Annotated in this window: 18 protein-coding genes; 11 read left to right on the forward strand and 7 right to left on the reverse strand. The window is 62.4% G+C overall.

From position 1 onward, the window contains the following. The first annotated feature begins 14 nt into the window (after positions 1-14). Together CURSPS6_RS03990 and CURSPS6_RS03995 are read left to right on the forward strand one after the other, a co-directional pair. On the forward strand, positions 15-248 hold the full coding sequence (locus CURSPS6_RS03990) for a hypothetical protein (protein WP_200910826.1): 234 nt from the start codon (positions 15-17) through the stop codon (positions 246-248). Between the two features lie 36 nt (positions 249-284). Beyond that, positions 285-1,256, forward strand: coding sequence for an SURF1 family protein (locus CURSPS6_RS03995; protein ID WP_030014311.1), 972 nt, complete (start codon positions 285-287; stop codon positions 1,254-1,256). Positions 1,257-1,307: 51 nt separating this feature from the next. Here the strand turns inward: CURSPS6_RS03995 and CURSPS6_RS04000 are convergent, their stop codons facing one another. Then, entirely contained in the window at positions 1,308-2,906 is a 1,599-nt protein-coding gene (locus CURSPS6_RS04000; protein ID WP_030014313.1) for an ABC-F family ATP-binding cassette domain-containing protein, read from the reverse strand. Between the two features lie 402 nt (positions 2,907-3,308). Here CURSPS6_RS04000 and CURSPS6_RS04005 point away from each other — a divergent pair, with 402 nt between their 5' ends. Further along, complete coding sequence (locus CURSPS6_RS04005) at positions 3,309-5,291, forward strand: PhoX family protein (RefSeq protein ID WP_235503667.1); 1,983 nt, start codon at positions 3,309-3,311, stop codon at positions 5,289-5,291. Positions 5,292-5,378: 87 nt separating this feature from the next. Here the strand turns inward: CURSPS6_RS04005 and CURSPS6_RS04010 are convergent, their stop codons facing one another. The 5 genes from CURSPS6_RS04010 to CURSPS6_RS04030 form a co-directional block, all read right to left on the reverse strand. After that, on the reverse strand, positions 5,379-5,720 hold the full coding sequence (locus CURSPS6_RS04010; RefSeq protein WP_030014315.1) for a metal-sulfur cluster assembly factor: 342 nt from the start codon (positions 5,718-5,720) through the stop codon (positions 5,379-5,381). After that, positions 5,717-6,481, reverse strand: coding sequence for a Fe-S cluster assembly ATPase SufC (gene sufC / locus CURSPS6_RS04015; RefSeq protein ID WP_030014317.1), 765 nt, complete (start codon positions 6,479-6,481; stop codon positions 5,717-5,719). The genes CURSPS6_RS04010 and sufC overlap by 4 nt, the downstream gene beginning before the upstream one ends. 47 nt (positions 6,482-6,528) lie before the next feature. Then, positions 6,529-7,755 carry a Fe-S cluster assembly protein SufD gene (gene sufD, locus CURSPS6_RS04020; RefSeq protein ID WP_416371669.1) on the reverse strand — a complete coding sequence of 409 codons (1,227 nt, stop codon included), beginning with the start codon at positions 7,753-7,755 and terminating at the stop codon, positions 6,529-6,531. Positions 7,756-7,848: 93 nt separating this feature from the next. Further along, complete coding sequence (gene sufB, locus CURSPS6_RS04025) at positions 7,849-9,306, reverse strand: Fe-S cluster assembly protein SufB (protein WP_030014319.1); 1,458 nt, start codon at positions 9,304-9,306, stop codon at positions 7,849-7,851. Continuing rightward, positions 9,299-10,102, reverse strand: coding sequence for an HTH domain-containing protein (locus tag CURSPS6_RS04030; RefSeq protein WP_051687612.1), 804 nt, complete (start codon positions 10,100-10,102; stop codon positions 9,299-9,301). Before CURSPS6_RS04030 ends, sufB begins: the two co-directional genes overlap by 8 nt. Positions 10,103-10,218: 116 nt before the next feature. Between CURSPS6_RS04030 and CURSPS6_RS04035 the strand changes: the two genes are divergently transcribed. The 3 genes from CURSPS6_RS04035 (at position 10,219) to CURSPS6_RS04045 (ending at position 13,152) form a co-directional block, all read left to right on the forward strand. Next, positions 10,219-11,238 (forward strand): ABC transporter ATP-binding protein, encoded by a 1,020-nt coding sequence (locus tag CURSPS6_RS04035; protein ID WP_416371657.1) that lies wholly within the window; start codon positions 10,219-10,221, stop codon positions 11,236-11,238. Further along, the gene (locus CURSPS6_RS04040; protein WP_082470050.1) at positions 11,235-12,050 is read left to right on the forward strand and encodes an ABC transporter permease; all 816 of its coding nucleotides are present in this window, start codon (positions 11,235-11,237) and stop codon (positions 12,048-12,050) included. Before CURSPS6_RS04035 ends, CURSPS6_RS04040 begins: the two co-directional genes overlap by 4 nt. Before the next feature lie 88 nt (positions 12,051-12,138). Next, a complete protein-coding gene (locus tag CURSPS6_RS04045; RefSeq protein WP_030014323.1) occupies positions 12,139-13,152 on the forward strand; it encodes a COX15/CtaA family protein in 1,014 nt (337 codons plus the stop codon). A gap of 92 nt (positions 13,153-13,244) precedes the next feature. Here the strand turns inward: CURSPS6_RS04045 and CURSPS6_RS04050 are convergent, their stop codons facing one another. After that, positions 13,245-14,177, reverse strand: coding sequence for a heme o synthase (locus CURSPS6_RS04050; RefSeq protein WP_051687613.1), 933 nt, complete (start codon positions 14,175-14,177; stop codon positions 13,245-13,247). A 380-nt stretch (positions 14,178-14,557) separates the two neighbouring features. Between CURSPS6_RS04050 and tkt the strand changes: the two genes are divergently transcribed. The 5 genes from tkt to pgl all read left to right on the forward strand — a co-directional run bounded on the left by tkt (position 14,558) and on the right by pgl (position 21,239). Next, complete coding sequence (tkt, locus tag CURSPS6_RS04055; RefSeq protein WP_030014326.1) at positions 14,558-16,675, forward strand: transketolase; 2,118 nt, start codon at positions 14,558-14,560, stop codon at positions 16,673-16,675. A gap of 76 nt (positions 16,676-16,751) precedes the next feature. After that, complete coding sequence (tal, locus tag CURSPS6_RS04060) at positions 16,752-17,852, forward strand: transaldolase (RefSeq protein WP_030014327.1); 1,101 nt, start codon at positions 16,752-16,754, stop codon at positions 17,850-17,852. Between the two features lie 108 nt (positions 17,853-17,960). Beyond that, positions 17,961-19,499, forward strand: a complete 1,539-nt coding sequence (zwf, locus tag CURSPS6_RS04065; protein ID WP_030014329.1) for a glucose-6-phosphate dehydrogenase — start codon at positions 17,961-17,963, stop codon at positions 19,497-19,499. Next, positions 19,499-20,485, forward strand: coding sequence for a glucose-6-phosphate dehydrogenase assembly protein OpcA (locus tag CURSPS6_RS04070; RefSeq protein ID WP_030014330.1), 987 nt, complete (start codon positions 19,499-19,501; stop codon positions 20,483-20,485). The genes zwf and CURSPS6_RS04070 overlap by 1 nt, the downstream gene beginning before the upstream one ends. After that, positions 20,478-21,239, forward strand: coding sequence for a 6-phosphogluconolactonase (gene pgl, locus CURSPS6_RS04075; RefSeq protein ID WP_030014331.1), 762 nt, complete (start codon positions 20,478-20,480; stop codon positions 21,237-21,239). The genes CURSPS6_RS04070 and pgl overlap by 8 nt, the downstream gene beginning before the upstream one ends. Positions 21,240-21,320: the final 81 nt, after the last annotated feature.

A 21,320-nucleotide genomic window follows, 5' to 3' on the forward strand; every position in this document is an offset into this window, starting at 1 on the left:
GAAGGGAGGTCTCGATGGATCTGCGCGACCTGATGGGGTCACCCGACGGACCGGAGCAACCGATCTGTTCCCGACGCGGTTGCTCGGAGCCGGCCACATTCCGGCTCGAGTGGAATAACCCGTCCGTCCACACACCCGATAGGCGTAAAGTATGGCTGGCGTGCTCGGAGCATCGCGTATTTCTCGCGGACTTCCTCGGCGCGCGAGGGTTCCTCAAGGATGTCCTTCCCATCGACGACCGCGGCTGATCTCGTCACATCTCGAGGCACACGAAAAGGTTCTGCGTGTATAAATTCCTGCTTTCCGGCAAATGGATCGGTGCATTCGGTCTGTGCATTCTGTTTTCTCTGCTCTGCGTCTACCTCGCGGGCTGGCAGATGGACCGCAAGGAAGCGCTCGACTACCGAAATAGCCGAATCAGCCAGAACTACAACGCCACACCGGTGCCCTTTGCGGAGGCCGGACACTATTTCGAGGACTATCAGCAGGAAAAGCAGTGGACCCCGATCTCCATGACGGGAAGCTACCATCCAAAAGATCAGCGATTGGTGCGCAACCGGCCCCACGACGGAAGCGTCGGATTCGAAGTTCTCGTTCCCTTTACGACGACACAGGGATCCACCGTGATCGTCGACCGCGGTTGGGTTTCGGCGGGAGATTCGAACGCCACGCCCGCCTCGCAGGTTCCCCCGCCGCCTGAGGGGCCGGTGACCGTCGTGGCTCGGCTGCAGGCGGGAGAAGCCGACACCGGCAAAGACGCGCCCGCGGGACAGATCGCCTCGATTGATCTGAAAAGTTATGGCCACCAGCTCGATTACCCCGTGGCGCAATCGGGATACGGCATCGTGGACTCGGAAGATCCGGCCCCCGCGTCGTCTCCGTCGAGGCTCAGCGAGCCCGAGCAGGACGCCGGCCCCAACCTCTCCTATTCGATGCAGTGGTACGCCTTCTCCGTCCTGGTGTTCGTCGCCTACGGTTGGTGCGCGCGGCAGAAGGTCCGTAACGACAGATTGGACGCCCAGCTCGCGGCCGAGCTCGAGGAATACTACGGACGTTTCTACGACGCCGAGGGCCGGTACATCGGCGATATCGACGAGTCGATCGTGCTGCGGCAAATGGAAATGATCGACGATATGCCGTCGCACATGAAGGCCATCGTGCGTCCCAAGCCGCAGAAGACGCGGAAACGGCCCACCGCCGAGGAGATTGAGGACGCCGAGGTCGACGCCTCGGGCCCCCACCGGCCGACGCGGTGACCGTGTCGACCGGCCTCGGTTGACCCGAGGGCTCCGCGCGGCGCTGGCGGCTCAGGCGAGGGTGATGAGGTCCTGGTACTCCTTATTCCAGTGATCCTCGATGCCGTCCGGCAACATCAAGACACGCTCCGGGTCGAGGGCCTCCACGGCGCCTTCATCGTGAGAAACCATCACGATGGCGCCTTCGTACGTCTTGAGAGCGTTGAGGATTTCCTCGCGGCTGGCCGGATCCAAGTTATTGGTCGGCTCATCCAGGAGCAAGACGTTGGCGCTCGAGGCCACCAGCGTCGCCAGCGCGAGCCGGGTCTTTTCGCCACCGGAGAGAACGCCGGCGGGCTTGCTGACGTCGTCTCCTTGGAAAAGGAAGGAACCCAAGATCGTCCGCACCTGCGTGTCCTGGAGATCCGGGGCCGCGGTCCGCATGTTCTCTAGAACCGACCGTTCCGGATCCAACGTGTCATGTTCCTGGGCGAAATATCCCAGTTTGAGCCCGTGCCCCGGTTCCACCTGCCCCGAATCGGGCGAGGACACACCGGCCAACATCCGCAACAGGGTCGTCTTACCGGCACCGTTGAGGCCCAACACGACGACCCGGGTCCCGCGGTCGATCGCCAAATCCACATCGGTGAAAATCTCCAAGGACCCATACGACTTGGACAGCCCGCTCGCCCGCAACGGCGTCTTGCCGCACGCGGCCGGGGCGGGGAACCGGATGGCGGCGACCTTATCCTTGGCCTGCTCGGGCTCGACCTCGCGCATCAGGCGCTCGGCGCGTTTGATCATCTGCTGGGCAGCGACCGCCTTGGTCGCTTTGGCCCGCATTTTATTGGCCTGATCCATGAGGGCGCCGGCCTTCTTTTCGGCATTGGCCCGCTCGCGCTTGCGACGATGCTCGTCCTGTTCGCGCTGTTGAAGGTAGTGCTTCCAGTCCATGTTGTAGACGTCCACGACGCAACGGATCGCGTCCAGGTAAAGCACCTTGTTCACCACAAGCTCCATGAGCTCGACGTCGTGGCTGATCACCAAGAGCCCACCCTGGTAATTGCGCAGAAATTCGCGAAGCCAGTCGACCGAGTCCGCGTCCAAGTGGTTGGTCGGCTCGTCCAATAGCATCGTGTCGGCATCCGAGAACAGGATGCGGGCGAGTTCGACGCGTCGGCGCTGACCGCCCGACAGCGTCCGGAGAGGCTGCGACAAGAGGCGCTCGGGCAAGTCCAGGTTGTGCGTGATCGTCGCGGCCTCGGATTCGGCAGCGTAGCCGCCACCCGAAATGAATTCCGCTTCGAGGCGGTCGTAGGAGCGCATGCCTTTCGCCTGCACGGCCGGATCCTCCGAGGCCATGTCCTCCTGGGCCTGACGCATGCGCCCGACCACACCGGCGAGCCCGCGGGCCGAGAAGATTCGGTCGCGCGCGGTCTGTTCCATGTCCTCGACCTTTGGATCCTGAGGCAGGTATCCGATGGTTCCCGAGTGGGTCACCTCGCCATTGGCCGGCAGCGCTTGGCCGGCCAGCACCTTGGTCATGGTGGTCTTGCCTGCACCGTTGCGGCCCACCAGACCTACTTTGTCTCCCCGATTCACTCGGAAATTGACCTCGTCCATGAGGAGACGAGCGCCTGCGCGCAGTTCGAGGTTTGAAACGGTAATCAAGGGAGAGTATCGACCTTTCGGACGGATCAGGGTGCGTCATGCGGTGACTTGTGCGATCGATGTTCGCGCCGACAGGGCGCCGAACACGGCATCCTTTCCATTCTACGGGACCCTGCAAGGATGACGATCACAGCGAAAGATATTTGCCGGGTAGGGATTGTCACGACATCTGGTTTACCCGACGTTGGTGTCGGGTTAAGTCGAGTTCTCGGTGCCAGAAATGCGCGCCGCATACGTTTCCACTGTGGCTAGGGACACCAAATACCGAAACCCGTGCATCGCACCTGACTAGGAGGAATCTTGTCTCCTCAAGGCCGTAAATTACTTCCGTTGTTGAATTTCACATCGAGCCGATCTCACCGGACTTGCGTTTATAAATGCGGGGACGCCTGCTCCCGACCCGTGTCGAACACCTCGAGCAACGAATACTTCCGCGACGTTGTGCGCCGGGAATTCGATCGCCGGTCGGTGCTGAAAGGCATCGGCGCCGCCGCGCTGACGGTCGCCGGCTCCGGGGTGTTGTCCGCCCAGGCCCAGGACGCAGCTCACGCCGGGGTACCTGCCGGTCCCCCGCCGGCCCCGGGAGCCAACACTCCCGAGGGTCTCCGCTTCGAGGCCGTCGCTCCGAACACCAAAGACGCCGTCGTCGTCCCCTCCGGCTACACGAGCCAGGTCGTGGTGCGGTGGGGAGATCCGGTCGTACCGGGTGCACCCGAATGGAAACTTGACCGGCAAACACCGGAGACCGCGGCCGTTCAGTTCGGATTCAACCCGGACTTTGCCGCGCTGCTGCCCCTCGACGAGTCGGAGAATCGCTATCTGTTCGTGTGCAATCACGAGTACACCACCCCTCAGCAGATGCTTCCGGGCTACGACCCCGAGAATCCCACCGAAGACGAGGTCCGCATCGAGTGGGCCTCTCATGGCTTGTCGGTGCTCGAGGTCCAAGGCAACGATCGCGACGGAAGCCTGACCCCTGTGATGGGCCCGTACAACCGGCGGATCACGGCCACGACCCCGTTCACACTCACGGGACCGGCCGCCGGTAGCGACCTGCTGAGAACAGGCAAGGATCCCCGTGGTTCAACCGTGCTCGGAACCCTGGGAAACTGCGCCGGCGGGGTCACCCCGTGGGGAACGATCCTCTCCGGAGAAGAGAACGTCGATCAGTACTTCGCCGGTGGCGGGCAGGTCTCGGGCGACGAGGCGAAAGAGCGTTATAAGCGTTACGGCATGGAGGATTCCGAGACCGTGCGTCACTGGGAGCGATTCGACCGCCGCTTCGATCTCAGCCTGGAACCTCACGAGGCCCATCGGTTTAATTACGTGATCGAGATCAACCCCTGGGACCCCTCCTCAACCCCGGTCAAGCACACCGCCATGGGGAGGTTCAAGCACGAGGCCGCAACCATCCACGTCGCCGACGACGGCAGGATCGTCGCCTACTCCGGGGACGATTCTCGCTTTGAGTACATCTATAAATTCGTCTCGTCCCGAAGGATCGTGGAGGGCGGCAGCCGCTGGGCGATCGCCGAGAACATGAAGGCTCTGGACGAGGGGACCCTCTACGTCGCATCATTCGAAGGAAATTCCGAGGACTTCACGGAGGGGCGGCTGCCCGAAGACGGCGCTTTCGACGGTCACGGCGCTTGGCACAAACTCGCGACGAGCAACCCCGACGGCTCGGTCACTTCCCACATCCCCGGGATGACCGGAGAAGAGGTTCTGGTGTTCACCCGGATCGCGGGCGATAAGGCCGGAGCCACCAAGATGGACCGGCCGGAAGACATTCAAACCAGCCCCACGACGGGTAAGGTTTACGCCGCCTTGACAAATAATTCCTATCGGGGCGCGGGCCGGCCCGGCAAACACGACGCTCCCACGGCGGAGTACGCTCCGATCAAGGAAAATAAGAACGGTCTGGTCCTGGAAATGGACGATGACCACACCGGCACCGTCTTTTCGTGGAATCTCTTGCTGGTCTGCGGGGATCCCCAGGCGGCCGAGACCTACTTCGGGGGCTTCGACAAGAACAGCGTCTCCCCCATTTCGTGCCCCGATAACGTGGCCTTCGATCCCCACGGGAACCTCTGGATCTCGACGGACGGCAACGCCCTGGAGTCCAACGATGGTCTCTTCGGTGTATCCCTCGAGGGACCAACCCGCGGGCTGACAAAACAGTTCCTCACGGTTCCCAACGGCGCCGAAACCTGTGGCCCCATCGTTCAGGGCCGTCGGGTTCTGGTCAACGTCCAGCATCCCGGCGAAGATGACACGGCCACCGTCGAATCTTCGTCGTCCCATTGGCCGGACGGCGGGAGCAGCCTTGCCAGGCCGGCCACGGTCGTCGCCTGGAAACGGGACAACTCGCCGATCGGCCTGTAGGCGAGGGCGTTGAGGGCTTAACGACGATGAGGCCGGTGCGGCTCCTCTCGGAGCCGCACCGGCCTCATCGTGGCGTATACCGTCGAATCAGATGTTAAAGCCCAGGGCCCGCATCTGGTCGCGACCGTCCTCGGTGATCCGTTCCGGACCCCACGGCGGCATCCAGACCCAGTTGACGTGCCATTCGTCGACCACGGGTTCCAGGTTTTGCGCGACCTGCTCCTCGATGACGTCCTGCAAGGGGCAGGCCGCGGTCGTCAAGGTCATGTCCATGATCAACGAGCCGTCGTCGTCCCAGCGGGTGCCATAGAGCAGGCCGAGATCCACGATATTGACGCCGAGCTCGGGGTCGATGACGTTAGCGAGGGCATCCTCGATCTCTTGCTCCGAGGGGCGCCCCGCCGGCTTCTCGGTGGTTGCTTCGCTCATGCCTTAGCCCCCTGCAGGTATCCGACGTAGCCCTCCTCTTCCAGACGATTGGCCAGCTCCGGGCCGCCCTGGTCGGCGACGTGGCCGTCGACGAAAACGTGGACGAAATCGGGCTTGATGTAGCGGAGGATACGCGTGTAGTGGGTGATGAGCATGACGCCCATGTCGTTGGCGGCGTGGGCGCGGTTCACGCCTTCCGACACCACCTGAAGGGCGTCGATGTCCAGGCCGGAGTCGGTCTCATCAAGAATTCCGAATTTCGGCTTGAGGAGTTCCAACTGCAGGATCTCGTGACGCTTCTTCTCGCCACCCGAGAAGCCCTCGTTGACGTTACGGGTCACGAAGTCGGGATCGATCTTCAGCTCGTTCATGGCCGCCTTGACGTCCTTGGTCCAGGTACGCAGGGCGGGTGCCTCCCCATCCACGGCGGTCTTCGCGGAGCGAAGGAAGTTGGACATGGTCACACCCGGGATTTCGACCGGGTACTGCATGGCCAAGAAGAGGCCCGCACGGGCCCGCTCATCGACGGACATCTGCGAGACGTCTTCACCGTCCAGCAGGATGGACCCGGAATCGATGGTGTACTTGGGATGACCGGCGATGGTGGACGCCAGCGTCGACTTGCCCGAGCCGTTGGGGCCCATGATGGCGTGAATCTCGCCGGAGTTGATCGTCAGGTTGACGCCTTTGAGGATCGGCTTGGTGTTTTCGTCATCGAGGATGACCGAGACGTGCAGATCCTTGATCTCAAGAGTGGACATGAATTCTCCTCTGAAGTGAATAAAGTTCTTCGGTTGCCTGCCGGCACTTAGTTGTCGCTGATCGCCAGTTCGTCTTCAAGGGCGTCCATCAGGGACTCCTCAAGCTCGGGCACGCGGATCTGCTGGATGATCTCGTAGAGGAACCCGCGCACGACGAGTCGGCGGGCCTGCTTTTCGGGAATTCCTCGGGCCATGAGGTACCAGAGATGTTCCGCATCCAATTGGCCCGTGGTCGACGCGTGGCCGGCGCCCTCGATGATCCCGGTCTCGATCTCGAGGTTGGGAACCGAGTCCGCGCGCGCCCCGTCGGTCAAGACGAGGTTCTGGTTCTTCTCGTAGCTGTCGGTGCCTTCGGCCGCCTTCTGGATCAGGACGTCACCCACCCACACGGTGTGTGCGTCTTCGCCCTGAAGCGTCCCCTTGTAAAGCACGTTGGACGTGTTGCGCGGGGCGTTATGGTCGACGAACGAACGGTGCTCGAGATGCTGACCCGCGTCCGCGAAGTACAGCCCGAACAACTGGGCGTTGCCGCCCTCGTCCGAGAAGCGCACGTTGGAGTTCAACCGAACGACGCTACCGCCCAGAGTCACGTTGATGTGCTTGTAATGCGCGTCCTTGCCGACCTCGGCGTCGTGCTGGCCAACGTGCAGGGTGTCGTCCTGCCAACGCTGCAACGAGACAACGGTCAGGGTCGCGCCCTGGCCGACGATGATCTCCACGTTTCCGTTGTGCCGCGTCGAGCCGGAATGGTCGACCACGACGGTGCTGTGCGAATTGGCGCCGGCCTCGATCACCAGGTGACCGTTCGAGCGTGCGGAAGCGTCATGCCCCTCCACGCGGACGGTCACCGGCTCGCGGCGTTCTTCGTTTTCCGGCACCAAGACGTGCAGGGCTTCCGGCGCATTCGCGGAGCCGACGACGGCCGCGCGATCTGCGGGCCGCAACACGGTATCGCGAGGCGCTTCGCCCTGTGCCAGGTGTCCGGCGATCCAGGACTCGGGCCCGTCGAAGGAAACGCTCACCGCGGGACGCCCATCCACGACGTCGGTCGCGGCGTCCTCGAAGAGGCTCGCGATCTTCTTGATCGGGGTGAACCGCCATTCTTCCTCGCGGCCATTGGGCAACGAGAAGTCGGCGACGTCGAAGCTCCAGGGCCTTTCGGCGCGGGAGTGCATGACCTGGGATCCGTCGTTGCCGGCGTTCTCGGACTTGCGCGCCCGGATCGTGTCGTCGCTGGCAAGGTCCGGAGACAGCTTCTCGCCTTCCTGGTCCATACCCGGAATGGCCGGGCGTGACCCGCCGATGTGGACGCCGTCGACCTTCTCGGAAGCCTGAGATTGCTCCTGTTTGATCTGATCAGTCATATTTTAGCCTACGGATCCTTCCATCTGGAGTTCGATAAGACGGTTGAGCTCCAGCGCATATTCCATGGGGAGCTCGCGAGCAATTGGTTCCACGAATCCACGAACGATCATCGCCATGGCTTCGTCTTCGGGAAGTCCGCGTTGCTGAAGGTAAAACAGCTGCTCTTCGGAAACGCGCGAAACCGTCGCCTCGTGACCGAGCGTCACCTCGTCCTCGCGGATATCAATGTACGGATAGGTGTCCGAGCGCGAGATCGTGTCCACGAGCAACGCGTCACAGACCACGTTGTTCTTGGAATGCTTGGCACCCTCACGAACTTGGACGAGTCCCCGATACGCGGCGCGTCCTCCGGAGCGGGCGACCGACTTGGAGACGATCGAGCTCGAGGTGTTCGGTGCGATGTGCACCATCTTCGATCCCGTGTCCTGGTGCTGACCCTCGCCGGCAAAGGCGATGGAGAGGGTCTCGCCCTTGGCGTGCTCCCCGACCATGTAGACCGCGGGGTACTTCTGGGTGACCTTGGAACCGATGTTTCCGTCGATCCACTCCATGGTGGCGCCTTCGTGAGCGATGGCGCGCTTCGTCACGAGGTTGTAGACGTTATTCGACCAGTTCTGGATCGTCGTGTAACGAACTCGAGCGTTCTTCTTGCACACGATCTCCACGACCGCCGAGTGCAGCGAATCGGACTTGTAGATCGGCGCGGTGCAACCCTCGATGTAGTGAACGTAGGAGTCCTCGTCCGCGATGATCAGGGTTCGCTCGAACTGGCCCATATTCTCCGTGTTGATACGGAAATAGGCCTGCAACGGGATCTCGACGTGGACTCCCGGCGGGACGTAAACGAACGATCCGCCCGACCACACCGCCGTGTTCAGCGCCGCGAATTTATTATCACCGACGGGAATCACGGTTCCGAAGTACTCTTCGAAGAATTCGGGGTGCTCCTTGAGCGCCGTGTCGGTGTCCATGAAGATGACGCCCTGGCGCTCCAGGTCCTCGCGAATCTGGTGGTACACCACTTCGGATTCGTACTGGGCGGCCACGCCGGCCACGAGGCGATTCCGCTCGGCCTCGGGGATTCCGAGCTTTTCGTACGTATTGCGGATGTCCTCGGGGAGGTCTTCCCACGATTCCGCCTGGCGCTCGGTCGAGCGCACGAAGTACTTAATGTTGTCGAAATCGATCCCGTTAAGGTCCGCGCCCCACGTCGGCATCGGTTTACGGTCAAAGAACTTAAGAGCCTTCAGGCGAAGGTTAAGCATCCATTCCGGCTCATCCTTTTTGGCGGAGATGTCACGAACAACGTCTTCGTTCAGACCGCGTTTGGCGGACTGCCCGGCGTCGTCGGAATCGTACCAACCGTATTGGTAGGTGCCGATCCCTTCGAGCTCAGGGTTCCTTTCCAGAACATCGGAAATGACGTTGCCGTCGGCATTGCGCTCAACTTGTTCAGTCATTGAGACCTTTCCTTACTGAGTGTCGCTTCCCCTGGGATGGGGCGGTGGCTTGCTGTGTCCCGCGAGCCAATGGGATGTGTGTGGTGCAGACGTGAGCTCCCCCGGCCATCGTGGAGAGACGCCGAACATCGACCCCCAGAAGGGATGCGATGAGACGAGTCTCTTCATCACAGAACTCGGGAAATTCTTGGGCAAGGTCACGGACCGGGCAGTGACCTTGGCACAACTGAATGCTAGAGAGCAGGTGTTCCGGCAGCTCGACCGTGCGGGCCGCCTTGCCCATGGCCATCACGGAAGTGCTAGCCACAAAGCCGTCACGGGTCATGGCGTCACCGAGCGCCTGGGCCCGGTCGGACATATCGGGACCTGCCGCCTCGACGATCGGCCTGTACCTGCGTTCCATCTCTTCGAAACGCCGGTGGGCAAACTCACGAAGAGCTTCCTCCCCCAATGTTTCCTTGATGGTGTGCAGGGAATCAATCGCGATATCGAGATAGTCATTGCCGAGCTCGGCATGTCCCTGAGGGGCGATGACGTATCGACGAGCGGGGCGCCCGGCGCCACCGCCGCGCTTGCGCACGACGGTAACTTCGATGAACTGTTCCTTTTCTAGGGCCTCGAGGTGCCTGCGGATGGCGGCTGGTGTCAGACCCAAATTGCGTCCCAAGTCAGCCGCGGAAACCGGACCGTGGGCCAGTACGCCCTGCAGGACCCGATCCCGGGTTCGTTCTTCGGTCTCGGCACCTCCCTGCGGCGAGGCACCCTTGGTCGGGGTAGCGTGCTTCATGGAATACATAACTAAAGTATGTCCTAATTTATTCCGCCCTATCCAGTAAGGCCCACCTTGCCCGCGGCGGGACCGCACCGCAATACAATGCCTCTGCCAACGTCGGGTCATCGTAGACTGTGACAGTGCCAGTTTTACGAGATGAGGAACGCGGAACTCGAGCGTTCGTGAGCGAAGCCGCCGTTGTCGTTGACGACTTGCGTAAGGAATTCCCCGTCGCTCGCGGGCCCCGGCGCAACTCAGCCACGGGAAGTCCCGCGGGGACCGTCACGGCCGTCGACGGGATCAGCCTGCGAGCTCGTCGCGGCGAAGTCACGGCGGTGCTCGGAGCCAACGGAGCCGGTAAATCCACAACCCTTGCGTGCGCTCAGGGGCTGATCCGCCCCACCGCGGGACGCGTGCGGCTCCTAGGCCAAGATCCTGCCGAAGCGGGCCCGAGCCTCCGGGCACGGGTCGGGATCATGCTCCAGGAAGGCGGGCTCCCCCAGGCCATCCGCCCCATTCCTCTGCTGAAGCACGTCGCCTCGATGTATCAGAACCCCCTCGACCTCGACGGGTTGATTCACCGATTGGGCATCGACACCTTTGACCGGACCGCGATTCGCCGGTTGTCCGGCGGGCAACGCCAGCGTGTTGCCATGGCCGCCGCGTTGGTCGGCGACCCGGAAGTGCTGTTTCTCGACGAGCCGTCGGCGGGGCTCGACCCGCAATCTCGACGAGTCGTCTTCGACCTGATTCGTGAGCTTCGCGACGAAGGGACCGGCATCGTCCTGACCACCCACCTGATGGACGATGCGCAGCGCTTGGCCGACTACGTCTATATCGTCGATGGCGGGCGCAACGTCGTCGAAGGGCGCGTCGAGGAGCTCTTGTCGACCGGTTACAACGGGCAAACCCTCCGTTTCACCGTCTCCGCTCAGGGGCTGTCCATAGCCGATCTCTTCTCGGAGTCCTTGGGTAACGGGCTCGAATTGCGCGAAGAGCGGGGCGGGGCGTATGAGCTGACCGGCCCCTTGACGCCCGACCACCTCGTCCGGCTGGCCGAGCTCTGGAAATCATGGGACGAGCTTCCATCCAGTTTCGACTTGAAGCCTCGTAGCCTGGAAGATCTCTTCCTCGACGTCTCGGGGAGAAGTATTCGATGAGCAACACGACCGACCAGATGCATCAGGAAGGCCCCTCGACCGTGCAAGACCAGCAGACTCACGCGGCCGCGCCCGGTGCAACCCGGATTTTCCGTCAGGGTCGCTACGAGACCGTTGCGATGCTCAAGAACGGCGAGCAGCTCATGCTGCTGATACTCTTCCCGCTCATGGCGCTTTTCGCCTTGGCCTTCACGGCTTTTCTCGATGACTACGCCCGAGCCGAGGATGTCGGTCGGCTGGATATCGCGATGCCGGGCGTCCTGGCCTTGTGCGCCATGTCCACCGCCCTCTCGGGGCAGGGCATCGCCACGGGATTCGACCGGCGCTACGGGGTGCTTCGGTTTTTGTCGACGACCCCGCTGGGGCGCGGTGGTTTGATCGCGGGCAAAGGTCTTGCCGTCCTGACCATCGTGGCGATTCAGTACATCGTCATCGGCATCGTCGGCCTCTGCCTGGGATGGCAACCGGAGGCAGCCGGCGTCCTCTTGTCTCTTCCAAGCCTGGTGCTCGGTGCCGCTGCCTTCACGGCGGTCGGCATGCTGGTCGCGGGCACCGTGCGTGCGGAGGCGACTCTGGCGATGGTCAACACCCTCTGGGTGGTTCTGGCCGCGGTCGGGGGCTCCCTGTTTCCCGCGCATCACTTCCCCGGCGTCGTCGGCTGGCTGGTGTCACTGCTCCCGTCCGGTGCCCTGGGAGATGCGCTGCGTGCGGACCTGGCGGCCCAGTATTTTGACTGGTGGCCCCACCTGGTGCTCATCCTGTGGATCGTCGTTGCCGGCTATGCCGCCAAACGATGGTTCAAGTGGTCATAGCCACCATCCACCGGTTCGCATATCGGCACGCCGGCGACGGATAATGAGTGACGACTAGCGTTGTCTCCAGATATTTGAGGTATTCAGAATGTCCACGTCCGCCCCGGCCATGTCGCGGTCCCCGAAGGATCGATTGATCCCGCTCAACGTCACCGGGTGGGTTCGGTTTCTGGGCCTGGCCTCAGTACTGGTCAATCTCTTGCTCGTGGTCACCGGCGGGCTCGTCCGACTGACCGGGTCCGGCCTCGGTTGCCCCACGTGGCCTCGGTGCACCAATGAAACCTGGACGAACGTCCCGGCCATGGGGATCCACGGATTCATCGAGTTCGGCAATCGCACGCTCACCGGCGCCGTCGGCATCGTGGCCATCGCGACATTCATCGCGGTGTGGCGCCTCAGGGGCCGTTACACGGACCTCTTCTACATCGCGCTGGCCTTGGGGCTCGGCGTCATCGTCCAGGCCGTCGTGGGAGGATTTTCCGTCCTGGTCAAGCTGAATCCGTGGTTGGTGGGCGTGCACTTCATGCTGTCCGGGATCATGATCGCGCTGGCATCCATTTTCTACGCGCGGGCCCGGCGATATTCCATGCGATCGGTGATCGATAGCGAACGCCTTTCCGACCGACCCGGCCCGGATAACCTGCAGCGGACCATGGGCTTCGTGATCGCCTGCTTGTCGACCATCGTGATTTACATGGGAACGCTCGTGACCGGTACGGGCCCTCACTCCGGTGACGCGACCTCCGCTCGTCACGCGTTCAACCCGGAGATCGTGACCAGGTTTCATTCGTTGCCGGTGTGGCTTCTTCTGGTCCTCATTGTGGTCACCCTCCTCCTTGCCAGGAAGCGTGACTGGGCGCCGGCGATTTCGCGGAATTCCCTCGCGATCCTGATCGTCATGATGCTGCAGGGCGCGATCGGCTACACGCAGTACTTCACGGGCTCACCCGGTTCCCTCGTCTGGTTGCACCTCATCGGGGCCGGACTCATGATCGCGACCGTGACCTTCCTGTTCGAACGCATGGTCGTTCTGGGAACGCCTGCCCTCCGGGAGCTCGCCGAGAGCCGAGTGGACATCGCGCACGCCAACGGCATCGTCTAGGGGCGAACGCTCAGGGTCCTCTGGCATCACCACCGCACGCAAAAGCCGCACTCATGATCACATGGGTGCGGCTTTTTGTGGTCCCTCCGGGATCAGAGCACCGGGCCTCCGACGAAGGGATCGATGGCCAACGCCACGAATACGAGGGTCAGATATGTGATGGACGCGTGGAAGACGACCATCGCGGTACGGGAGGTCGCTTCCTCCGCGAGGGCCAACTGGTGCAAGCGATGGCATTTCCAAATGAACCAAGCGCCCGAAACGAGCGCGGTCAGGCCGTAGACCCAACCGGCGCCACCCACGGGGATCAGCAGCAACGAACAAATAACGGTGGCCCACGCGTACAGCACGACCTGAACGGATACCGCCTTAGCCGACGCGATGGCGCCGAGCATGGGGATTCCCGCTCGTTGATAGTCTTCGGCGTACTTCATAGACAGAGGCCAATAGTGCGGGGGCGTCCACAAGAAGATCAGGACAAAAAGGACCAGGGACGAGAAGCTGAGCTTGTTCTCGACGGCGGCCCATCCGATGAAGACCGGCATGCAGCCGGCGATTCCGCCCCAAACGATATTTTGCGCCGTCCGCCGCTTGAGGATCAACGAGTAGAAAACCACGTACAAAAGGATCGCCGCCAGCCCCAGTGCCCCCGACAAGGGGTTCACCAGGATGGTCAGATACGCGATGGCGACGATCGACAGGGCCCAGGCGAAAATCAGACCCTCACGATCCGTGATCTCGCCGGTGACGAGGGGCCTCTTCTCGGTGCGCTTCATGAGGCGATCGGCTTCGCGGTCGATGTAGCAGTTAAAGGCACCCGCGCCGCCCGCGGCCATCGCTCCGCCGATCATCGTATGGAGAATAAGCCAAATGCTCGGGAACTCACCGGCGGCAAAAATCATCGTCGGCGCAGTGGTCACGAGGAGAAGCTCGATAACCTGCGGTTTGGTCAGCAGGAAGAAACCTTTGAGTTTCCGCCTCAGGCCGATCTTGGGGCGTCGGGTCGCATCGCGCCGATCCGGCATCGAAGAATCAGCTGCCGGACCGTCATGCACGGCATGCGCGGCAGGTGACGTCTCGCTGATACTTTGGCGCTTCACTCATCGACCCTTCGTGATTGATGTTCTTCACCCGTCCGGAGAGACCCATGGTCTAGGCGGCATTGAACCGGGCGCATCGGATGGAAAAACAACCTCCATCATATAACGAACAGGCCCTCAGTCCCTACCTGGACGCGTGATGTTTCCCTCTCCCCTCCCAGTGGCGTATCAGGCTTCCGCTGTCGGCTCACTCCCCTGCCGAGTGCCCCCGATTTGGCATAGTGTGAGTCATAGAAATTGCGGGACACCGGTCACGTTGATCGCGGTCGTGTTCCGCGCCTATCTGCGGAGAAAGGGGCAATTTCGTGCCTAACCTCAATGACAAGCTCGAATGGACAGATCAGGATCGCCGAGCGGTGGACAACGTCCGCGTCTTGGCGGCTGACGCCGTCGAAAAGGTTGGCAACGGCCATCCCGGAACCGCCATGAGCTTGGCCCCGCTCGCCTATCTGCTGCAGCAGCGAGTTATGCGGCACGACCCGTCGGACGACCGATGGGCCGGACGCGACCGTTTCATCCTTTCCCCGGGGCACTCGTCCCTGACCCTGTACATCCAGCTTTTCCTCTCCGGATACGGCCTGGAGCTCAAGGACCTCGAGTCGCTCCGCACCTGGGGCTCGCTGACCCCGGGACACCCGGAGTACAAGCACACCAAGGGTGTCGAGATCACCACCGGCCCCCTCGGCCAAGGCCTTTCTTCGGCCGTCGGCTTTGCCTACGCCCAGCGTCGGATGCGGGGTCTTTTCGATCCTGACGCCCCCGAGGGAAGCAGCCCCTTCGATCACATGATCTACACGATTGCCTCCGACGGTGACCTCCAGGAGGGCGTGACCTCGGAAGCGTCGTCGCTCGCGGGCCACCAGCAACTCGGCAACCTTGTGGTGTTCTACGACCAGAACCAGATCTCCATTGAGGATGACACCGATGTCGCCTTCACCGAGGACGTCGCCAAGCGCTACGAGGCCTACGGTTGGGATGTCCGAACGGTCGACTGGACCAACGGCGGCAAAGGCTATGAAGAAGATGTCGAGAAGCTTTACCAGCAAATTCGTGAGGCGAAGAAGGTCACCGACAAGCCGACCCTGATCGCCCTGAAGACCATTATCGGTTGGCCCGCCCCCACCAAGCAGAACACCGGCGCGGCCCACGGAGCCGCATTGGGCGGGGATGAGGTCAAGGCAGTCAAGGAAATTCTCGGCTTCGACCCCGAGAAGACCTTCGAGGTCAGCGACGAGGTGCTTGCCCACACGCGGGCCGTCAAGGAGCGCGCTCAGGAAGAGCGCAAGGCCTGGGAGGCCGACTTCCGTGCGTGGCAGGAAAAGAACCCGGAGGCGGCCGAGCTTTACCGTCGTTTGTCCGAGGGTGAGCTTCCGGAGAATTACCGCGAGGCGTTCCCGGTCTTCGAGGCCGGGGAATCCCTGGCGACACGCGCGGCCAGCGGCAAGGTCATCAACGCCATCGCCGAGACCTTCCCCGAGCTGTGGGGCGGATCGGCCGACCTGGCGGGTTCGAATAACACCACCATCGAGTCCGCAGACTCGTTCAACCCGTCGTCGCGGTCGACCAAGAAGTTCACGGCCGACCCCTACGGCCGCGTCCTGCACTTCGGCATTCGCGAACACGCGGCGGCGGCGATCGTCAACGGCATCGTGCTCTCGTCGCCGACCCGTGCGTTCAGCGGGACGTTCCTGATCTTCAGTGACTATCAGCGCCCGGCGATCCGGCTCTCTGCCCTCATGGGCATCCCGTCGATCTTCGTCTGGACTCACGACTCGATCGGTCTGGGTGAGGACGGCCCCACGCACCAGCCCGTCGAGCAGCTCTCGTCGCTTCGCGCCATTCCGAATCTCGACGTCGTTCGCCCGGCGGACGCCAACGAGACGTCCGTGGCATGGCGGACCGTACTGGAGCAGAAGGATCGTCCGGCCGGTCTGGCGCTGACCCGCCAGGGCCTGCCGACCCTCGCGCGCGTGGATCTTCACCCCGAGGCCGAAGGCGAGAAGTTTGCCTCCGCCGAAGGTACGGCCCGCGGCGGATACGTCCTGGCGGATACCGAATCCACTCCGGATGTCATCCTGATCGCCTCCGGCTCCGAGGTTGAACTGGCCCTTGAGGCACGCAGGACTCTGGCGCAACAGTCGATCGCCGCCCGGGTCGTCTCGATGCCGTGCCGTGAGTGGTTCGATCGCCAGGACGCGTCCTACCGCGAGTCGGTGATCCCCGCGAGCGTCATGGCGCGCGTGACCGTCGAGGCCGGTTCCGCGATGTCGTGGAACGACCTTCTGGGTACTTACGGTCGTGCCGTATCGCTGGACCACTTTGGCGCTTCCGCCGATTACAAGACCCTGTACAAGGAATTCGGCATCACGCCGGAGGCCGTCGTCGAATCGGCCCTCGAGTCGATCCACGCCTCCAAGGCTTAACCCCGGGGCGGGGCGGCGATCTCGGAAGCATCGCCGCCCCGCCCACCGAACTTCATCGCCAAGAGGAGAAATACAGATGACTACCCCAACCCAAAAACTTTCCGACGCCGGAGTCTCGATTTGGCTCGACGACCTCTCACGGGAACGTCTCACCTCCGGAAACCTCGATCAGCTGATCCGTGAGCGCAACATCGTCGGCGTGACCACCAACCCCACGATCTTTGCTCAGGCGCTCTCCAAGGGAGACGCCTACGACGCGCAGATGAAGGAACTCGCGCAGGCGGGTGCCGACGTCGAAGAAGCGGTGTTCACCGTGACCACCGACGACGTCCGCGATGCCTGCGATGTCTTCGCGCCCATCTATGAGTCGTCGCAGGGTGTCGACGGCCGGGTGTCGATCGAAGTCGACCCGCGTTTGGCGCACAAGACCGCCGAGACCGTGGAGATGGCGCGCCGTCTCCACGAAACCGTCGGTCGCGAGAACGTGATGATCAAGATCCCGGCCACCGAGGCGGGCCTTGATCCGATCGCCGAGACGCTGGCCCACGGCATCAGCGTCAACGTGACCCTGATCTTCTCCTTGGAACGCTACCGGGCCGTCATCAACGCCTTTATGACCGGACTCGAACGCGCCCTGGAGAACGGATACGACCTCAGCAAGATCCACTCGGTCGCCTCGTTCTTCGTCTCGCGTGTGGATTCCGAGATTGACGCACAGCTGGATCGAATCGGCACGGAAGAGGCCAAGCAGCTCAAGGGCAAAGCCGGACTCGCCAACGCTCGCCTGGCCTACCAGGTGTATGAAGAAGCCTTCTCCACCGAACGCTGGAACCGTCTGGCCGAAGCCGGAGCGGCGCCCCAGCGTCCGTTGTGGGCCTCGACGGGCACCAAGGATCCCGCATACCCGGACACCATGTACGTCACGGGTCTGTGCGTGGAGAACACCGTGAACACCATGCCGGAGAAGACCCTCGAGGCCACCGCGGATCACGCGGAGATCACCGGGGACACCGTCACGGGAACCTACGATCAGTCCGAGGCGGAGATCAACGCCCTCGAAAAGATCGGCGTGTCCTACAACGACGTCGTCGCCAAGCTCGAAACCGAGGGCATCCAGAAGTTCGAGGATTCCTGGAAGGAACTGCTCGATACCGTTTCTTCGGCCCTGAGCCGGTAACCCACATTAACCGAGCGCGATGACCGGGAATGTTCGGTCATCGCGCTCGGTTTCACCAACGTTCGGTGCCACGGCACCGCGAGATATATTTCGACCAAAGGATTTGGTGTGTCCGCTCCCCAAGAAACGAATTCGCTCCGCGATCCACAGGATCGCCGCCTCACCCGAGTCGCGGGGCCATCTGCCCTCGTCCTCTTCGGTGTCACGGGCGATCTGGCCCGTAAGAAATTGCTTCCGGCGATCTACGACCTCATGAACCGGGGCCTCTTGCCTCCCATGTTCGCCCTTGTCGGCTTCGGACGGCGTGATTGGTCCGATGACGATTTTCGGGCGGAAGTACGCAAGTCCGTCGAGGCGCATGCCCGCACGCCCTTCCGCGAAGATGTCTGGAATCAGTTGACGGTGGGCATCCGGTTCGTTCAGGGAGCATTTGACGACGCGGATGCCTTCCGACGGTTGAAGGACACGCTCGCCGAGCTGGAGGAATCACGCGGCACCCGCGGAAACCACGCATTCTACCTGTCGATCCCGCCGAAGGCCTTCGAGGCCGTGTGCACCCAGCTGGCCGAGAATGGTTTGGCCGATCAGGAAGATACGAACGGCTGGCGGCGCGTCGTCATTGAGAAGCCCTTCGGGCATAACCTCGAATCCGCGCGTGAACTCAATGAGATTGTCGAAGGGGTCTTTCCATCGGACTCCGTCTTCCGCATTGACCACTATTTGGGCAAGGAGACGGTTCAGAACATTTTGGCGCTCCGATTCGCCAATGAGATGTTTGAACCGCTCTGGAACGCCAATTACGTTGACCACGTCCAGATCACGATGGCCGAGGACATCGGCATCGGCTCCCGCGCCGGATATTACGAAGGCGTCGGCGCAGCCCGGGACGTAATCCAGAACCACCTCCTGCAGTTGCTGGCGCTCACCGCCATGGAAGAGCCGATCACCTTCGACGCCGAATATCTGCGAGACGAAAAAGCCAAGGTTCTGGCGGCGGTGACCCTTCCCGAAGACCTACGTAGCTATTCCGCGCTCGGCCAGTACGCCGACGGTTTCCAGGGCGGCGAAGAGGTCAAGGGGTTCAAGGACGAAGAGGGAATCCCCCAGGATTCCCGGACCGAGACCTTTGCGGCCATTAAGTTGGACATCAACAATCGCCGCTGGTCCGGGGTGCCCTTCTACCTCCGCGCAGGGAAGCGACTCGGACGCCGAGTCACCGAGATCGCGGTCGTGTTCAAGCGCTCCCCCAATCTCTTGTTCCGCGAGAATTCCTACGAAGAATTCGGTCAAAATGCCATTGTGATTCGCATCCAGCCGGATGAAGGCGTCACGATTCGTTTTGCATCGAAGGTGCCGGGCACGCAGATGGAGCTTCGCGACGTCAGCATGGACTTCGGCTACGGGCATTCATTTACCGAGTCCAGCCCTGAGGCCTACGAACGCCTGATCCTGGACGTGCTTCTAGGAGAACCCCCGCTGTTCCCCCGGCACGAAGAAGTGGAACTGTCGTGGAAGATCTTGGATCCCTTCGAGAAATACTGGGAAGACAGCGGAATGTGCCCAGAAGAATACGCCCCCGGTTCGTGGGGGCCGGAGTCAGCCCATCAGTTGCTGGCTCGCGACGGTCGCGCCTGGAGGAGGCCATAATGATTCGGACCCTCAAAGACACCACGAGCTCCACGATCGACAAGGAACTCGCGCGGATGCGCGAGGACACCGGCATCAGCACGTTGGGCCGGGTTCTCACCTTGGTGATCATGGCGGACACGGGACACTCCAAGAACGCCATCGATGCCGCGATCGCGGCGAGCCACGAACACCCCTGCCGAATTATCGTCCATATCGCGCACGACGAATCCGCCGAGAACCGGCTGGATGCCGAGGTCAGCATGGGTGGAGACGCGGGTGCGAGCGAGATCGTCATCCTCCGCGGATGGGGCGAGTCTTCACGCCCGACCGAATCGCTGATTGCGGCTCTCCTGTTGCCGGATGCCCCCATCGTCGCGTGGTGGCCGCATTCTCTGCCTGAATGCCCCGCGGATCACTCGATCGGACGTATCGCGCACCGTCGTATTACCGATTCGGCCCGCGCGGAGGTCCCCTGGGACGCGCTCGATGCGTTGCGTCAACGCTACGCCCCCGGCGATACCGATCTCGCCTGGACCAGGCTGACACTCTGGCGCATCCAGCTGGCCGCCGTCATGGACGATCCCGAACCACACACGGTATCCAAGGTGATCGTGGAGGGTTCGGAGAAGTCGCCGTCCGTCCTGTTGCTGGGAACCTGGCTCGGATACCGACTGGGCGCCAAGGTAGAGATTCAGGAGAGCCCCCAAAACCGGGGTCTCTACAGAGTCAGCCTGTGCCGAGAGGATGGCGAGGTCACCATCTACAGACCGGGTAAGAGCATCGCGACCCTCTCGATTCCGGGCAGCGCCGACCAGCAGATTGCGTTGCCGGTACGATCGCTCTCCGAGTGTCTCGCGGAGGAGCTTCGACGCCTCGACCCTGATGAAGTCTTTGGCGACGTTTTACAGAATGGATTGGCTTCCTCCGACGTGAAATTTACTCAGGGAAGTGCCCCCGAGCCGGCCGGGGATCCCGCCCGCTACACCGAGGTCTACGATGCATAGCATTCCCAGGATCCACGAATATTCGACCAAAGATCTCGTGGCCGAGTCGGCGGCGGCAAGGCTCCTGCTTCTGCTGGCCGACGAAGCTCCCGGCCGGAACGCGGTGCATTTGAGCATCACGGGTGGATCCTTGGGGACAAGGATTTGGTCCGAGGTGGCCGCGAGCACTCTGGTGAATACCGTCCCGTGGGACAAGGTCCATATCTGGTGGTCCGACGAACGCTTCCTGGAAGCTGGGGACGCCGAGCGCAATGCCCAGCAGACCTTCGACGCGTTTTTTGGTGCCGGGCCGATTCCCCGCGGCAATATCCACGTCATGGGCTCGGCCACCGACTACGACCATCAGGACGAGGCGGCCTCGGCCTATGCGGATGAACTCAGGACCTTCGCGCAACCCGGAGAATCGTCGCCGCGGTTCATGGTGTCATTGCTGGGCATGGGCCCTGACGGGCACCTGGCCTCGCTCTTCCCGGGTCGCGAAGAGATCCTCTCCTCGGTCGACGGCGTCATGGGCATCAGTGACTCGCCCAAGCCGCCGCCCGAGCGCGTGACCATGACACTTCCCATGATCAATCGTTCGGAACGCATCTGGTTCCTCGTATCCGGCTCAGACAAGCGCGAGGCGTTTCGGCGCCTTACGTCCCGGCTCGACGGGGCGATGACCCCCGAGACGTTGCGTGACACGCCTGCGGTCGGCGCCCGTGGTGAATTCGAGACGCTATACCTCGTCTCACGGGACGCTTCCGGCAACTAGAGGCCGGATGAGGGCCTCTCCGGAGTGGGAAATACGACAATAAGGGCCGCACCATCGGGAAGATGGTGCGGCCCTTATCGT

Source organism: Curtobacterium sp. S6, assembly GCF_000710345.2.
In the GTDB taxonomy this organism is placed as follows: domain Bacteria; phylum Actinomycetota; class Actinomycetes; order Actinomycetales; family Micrococcaceae; genus Rothia.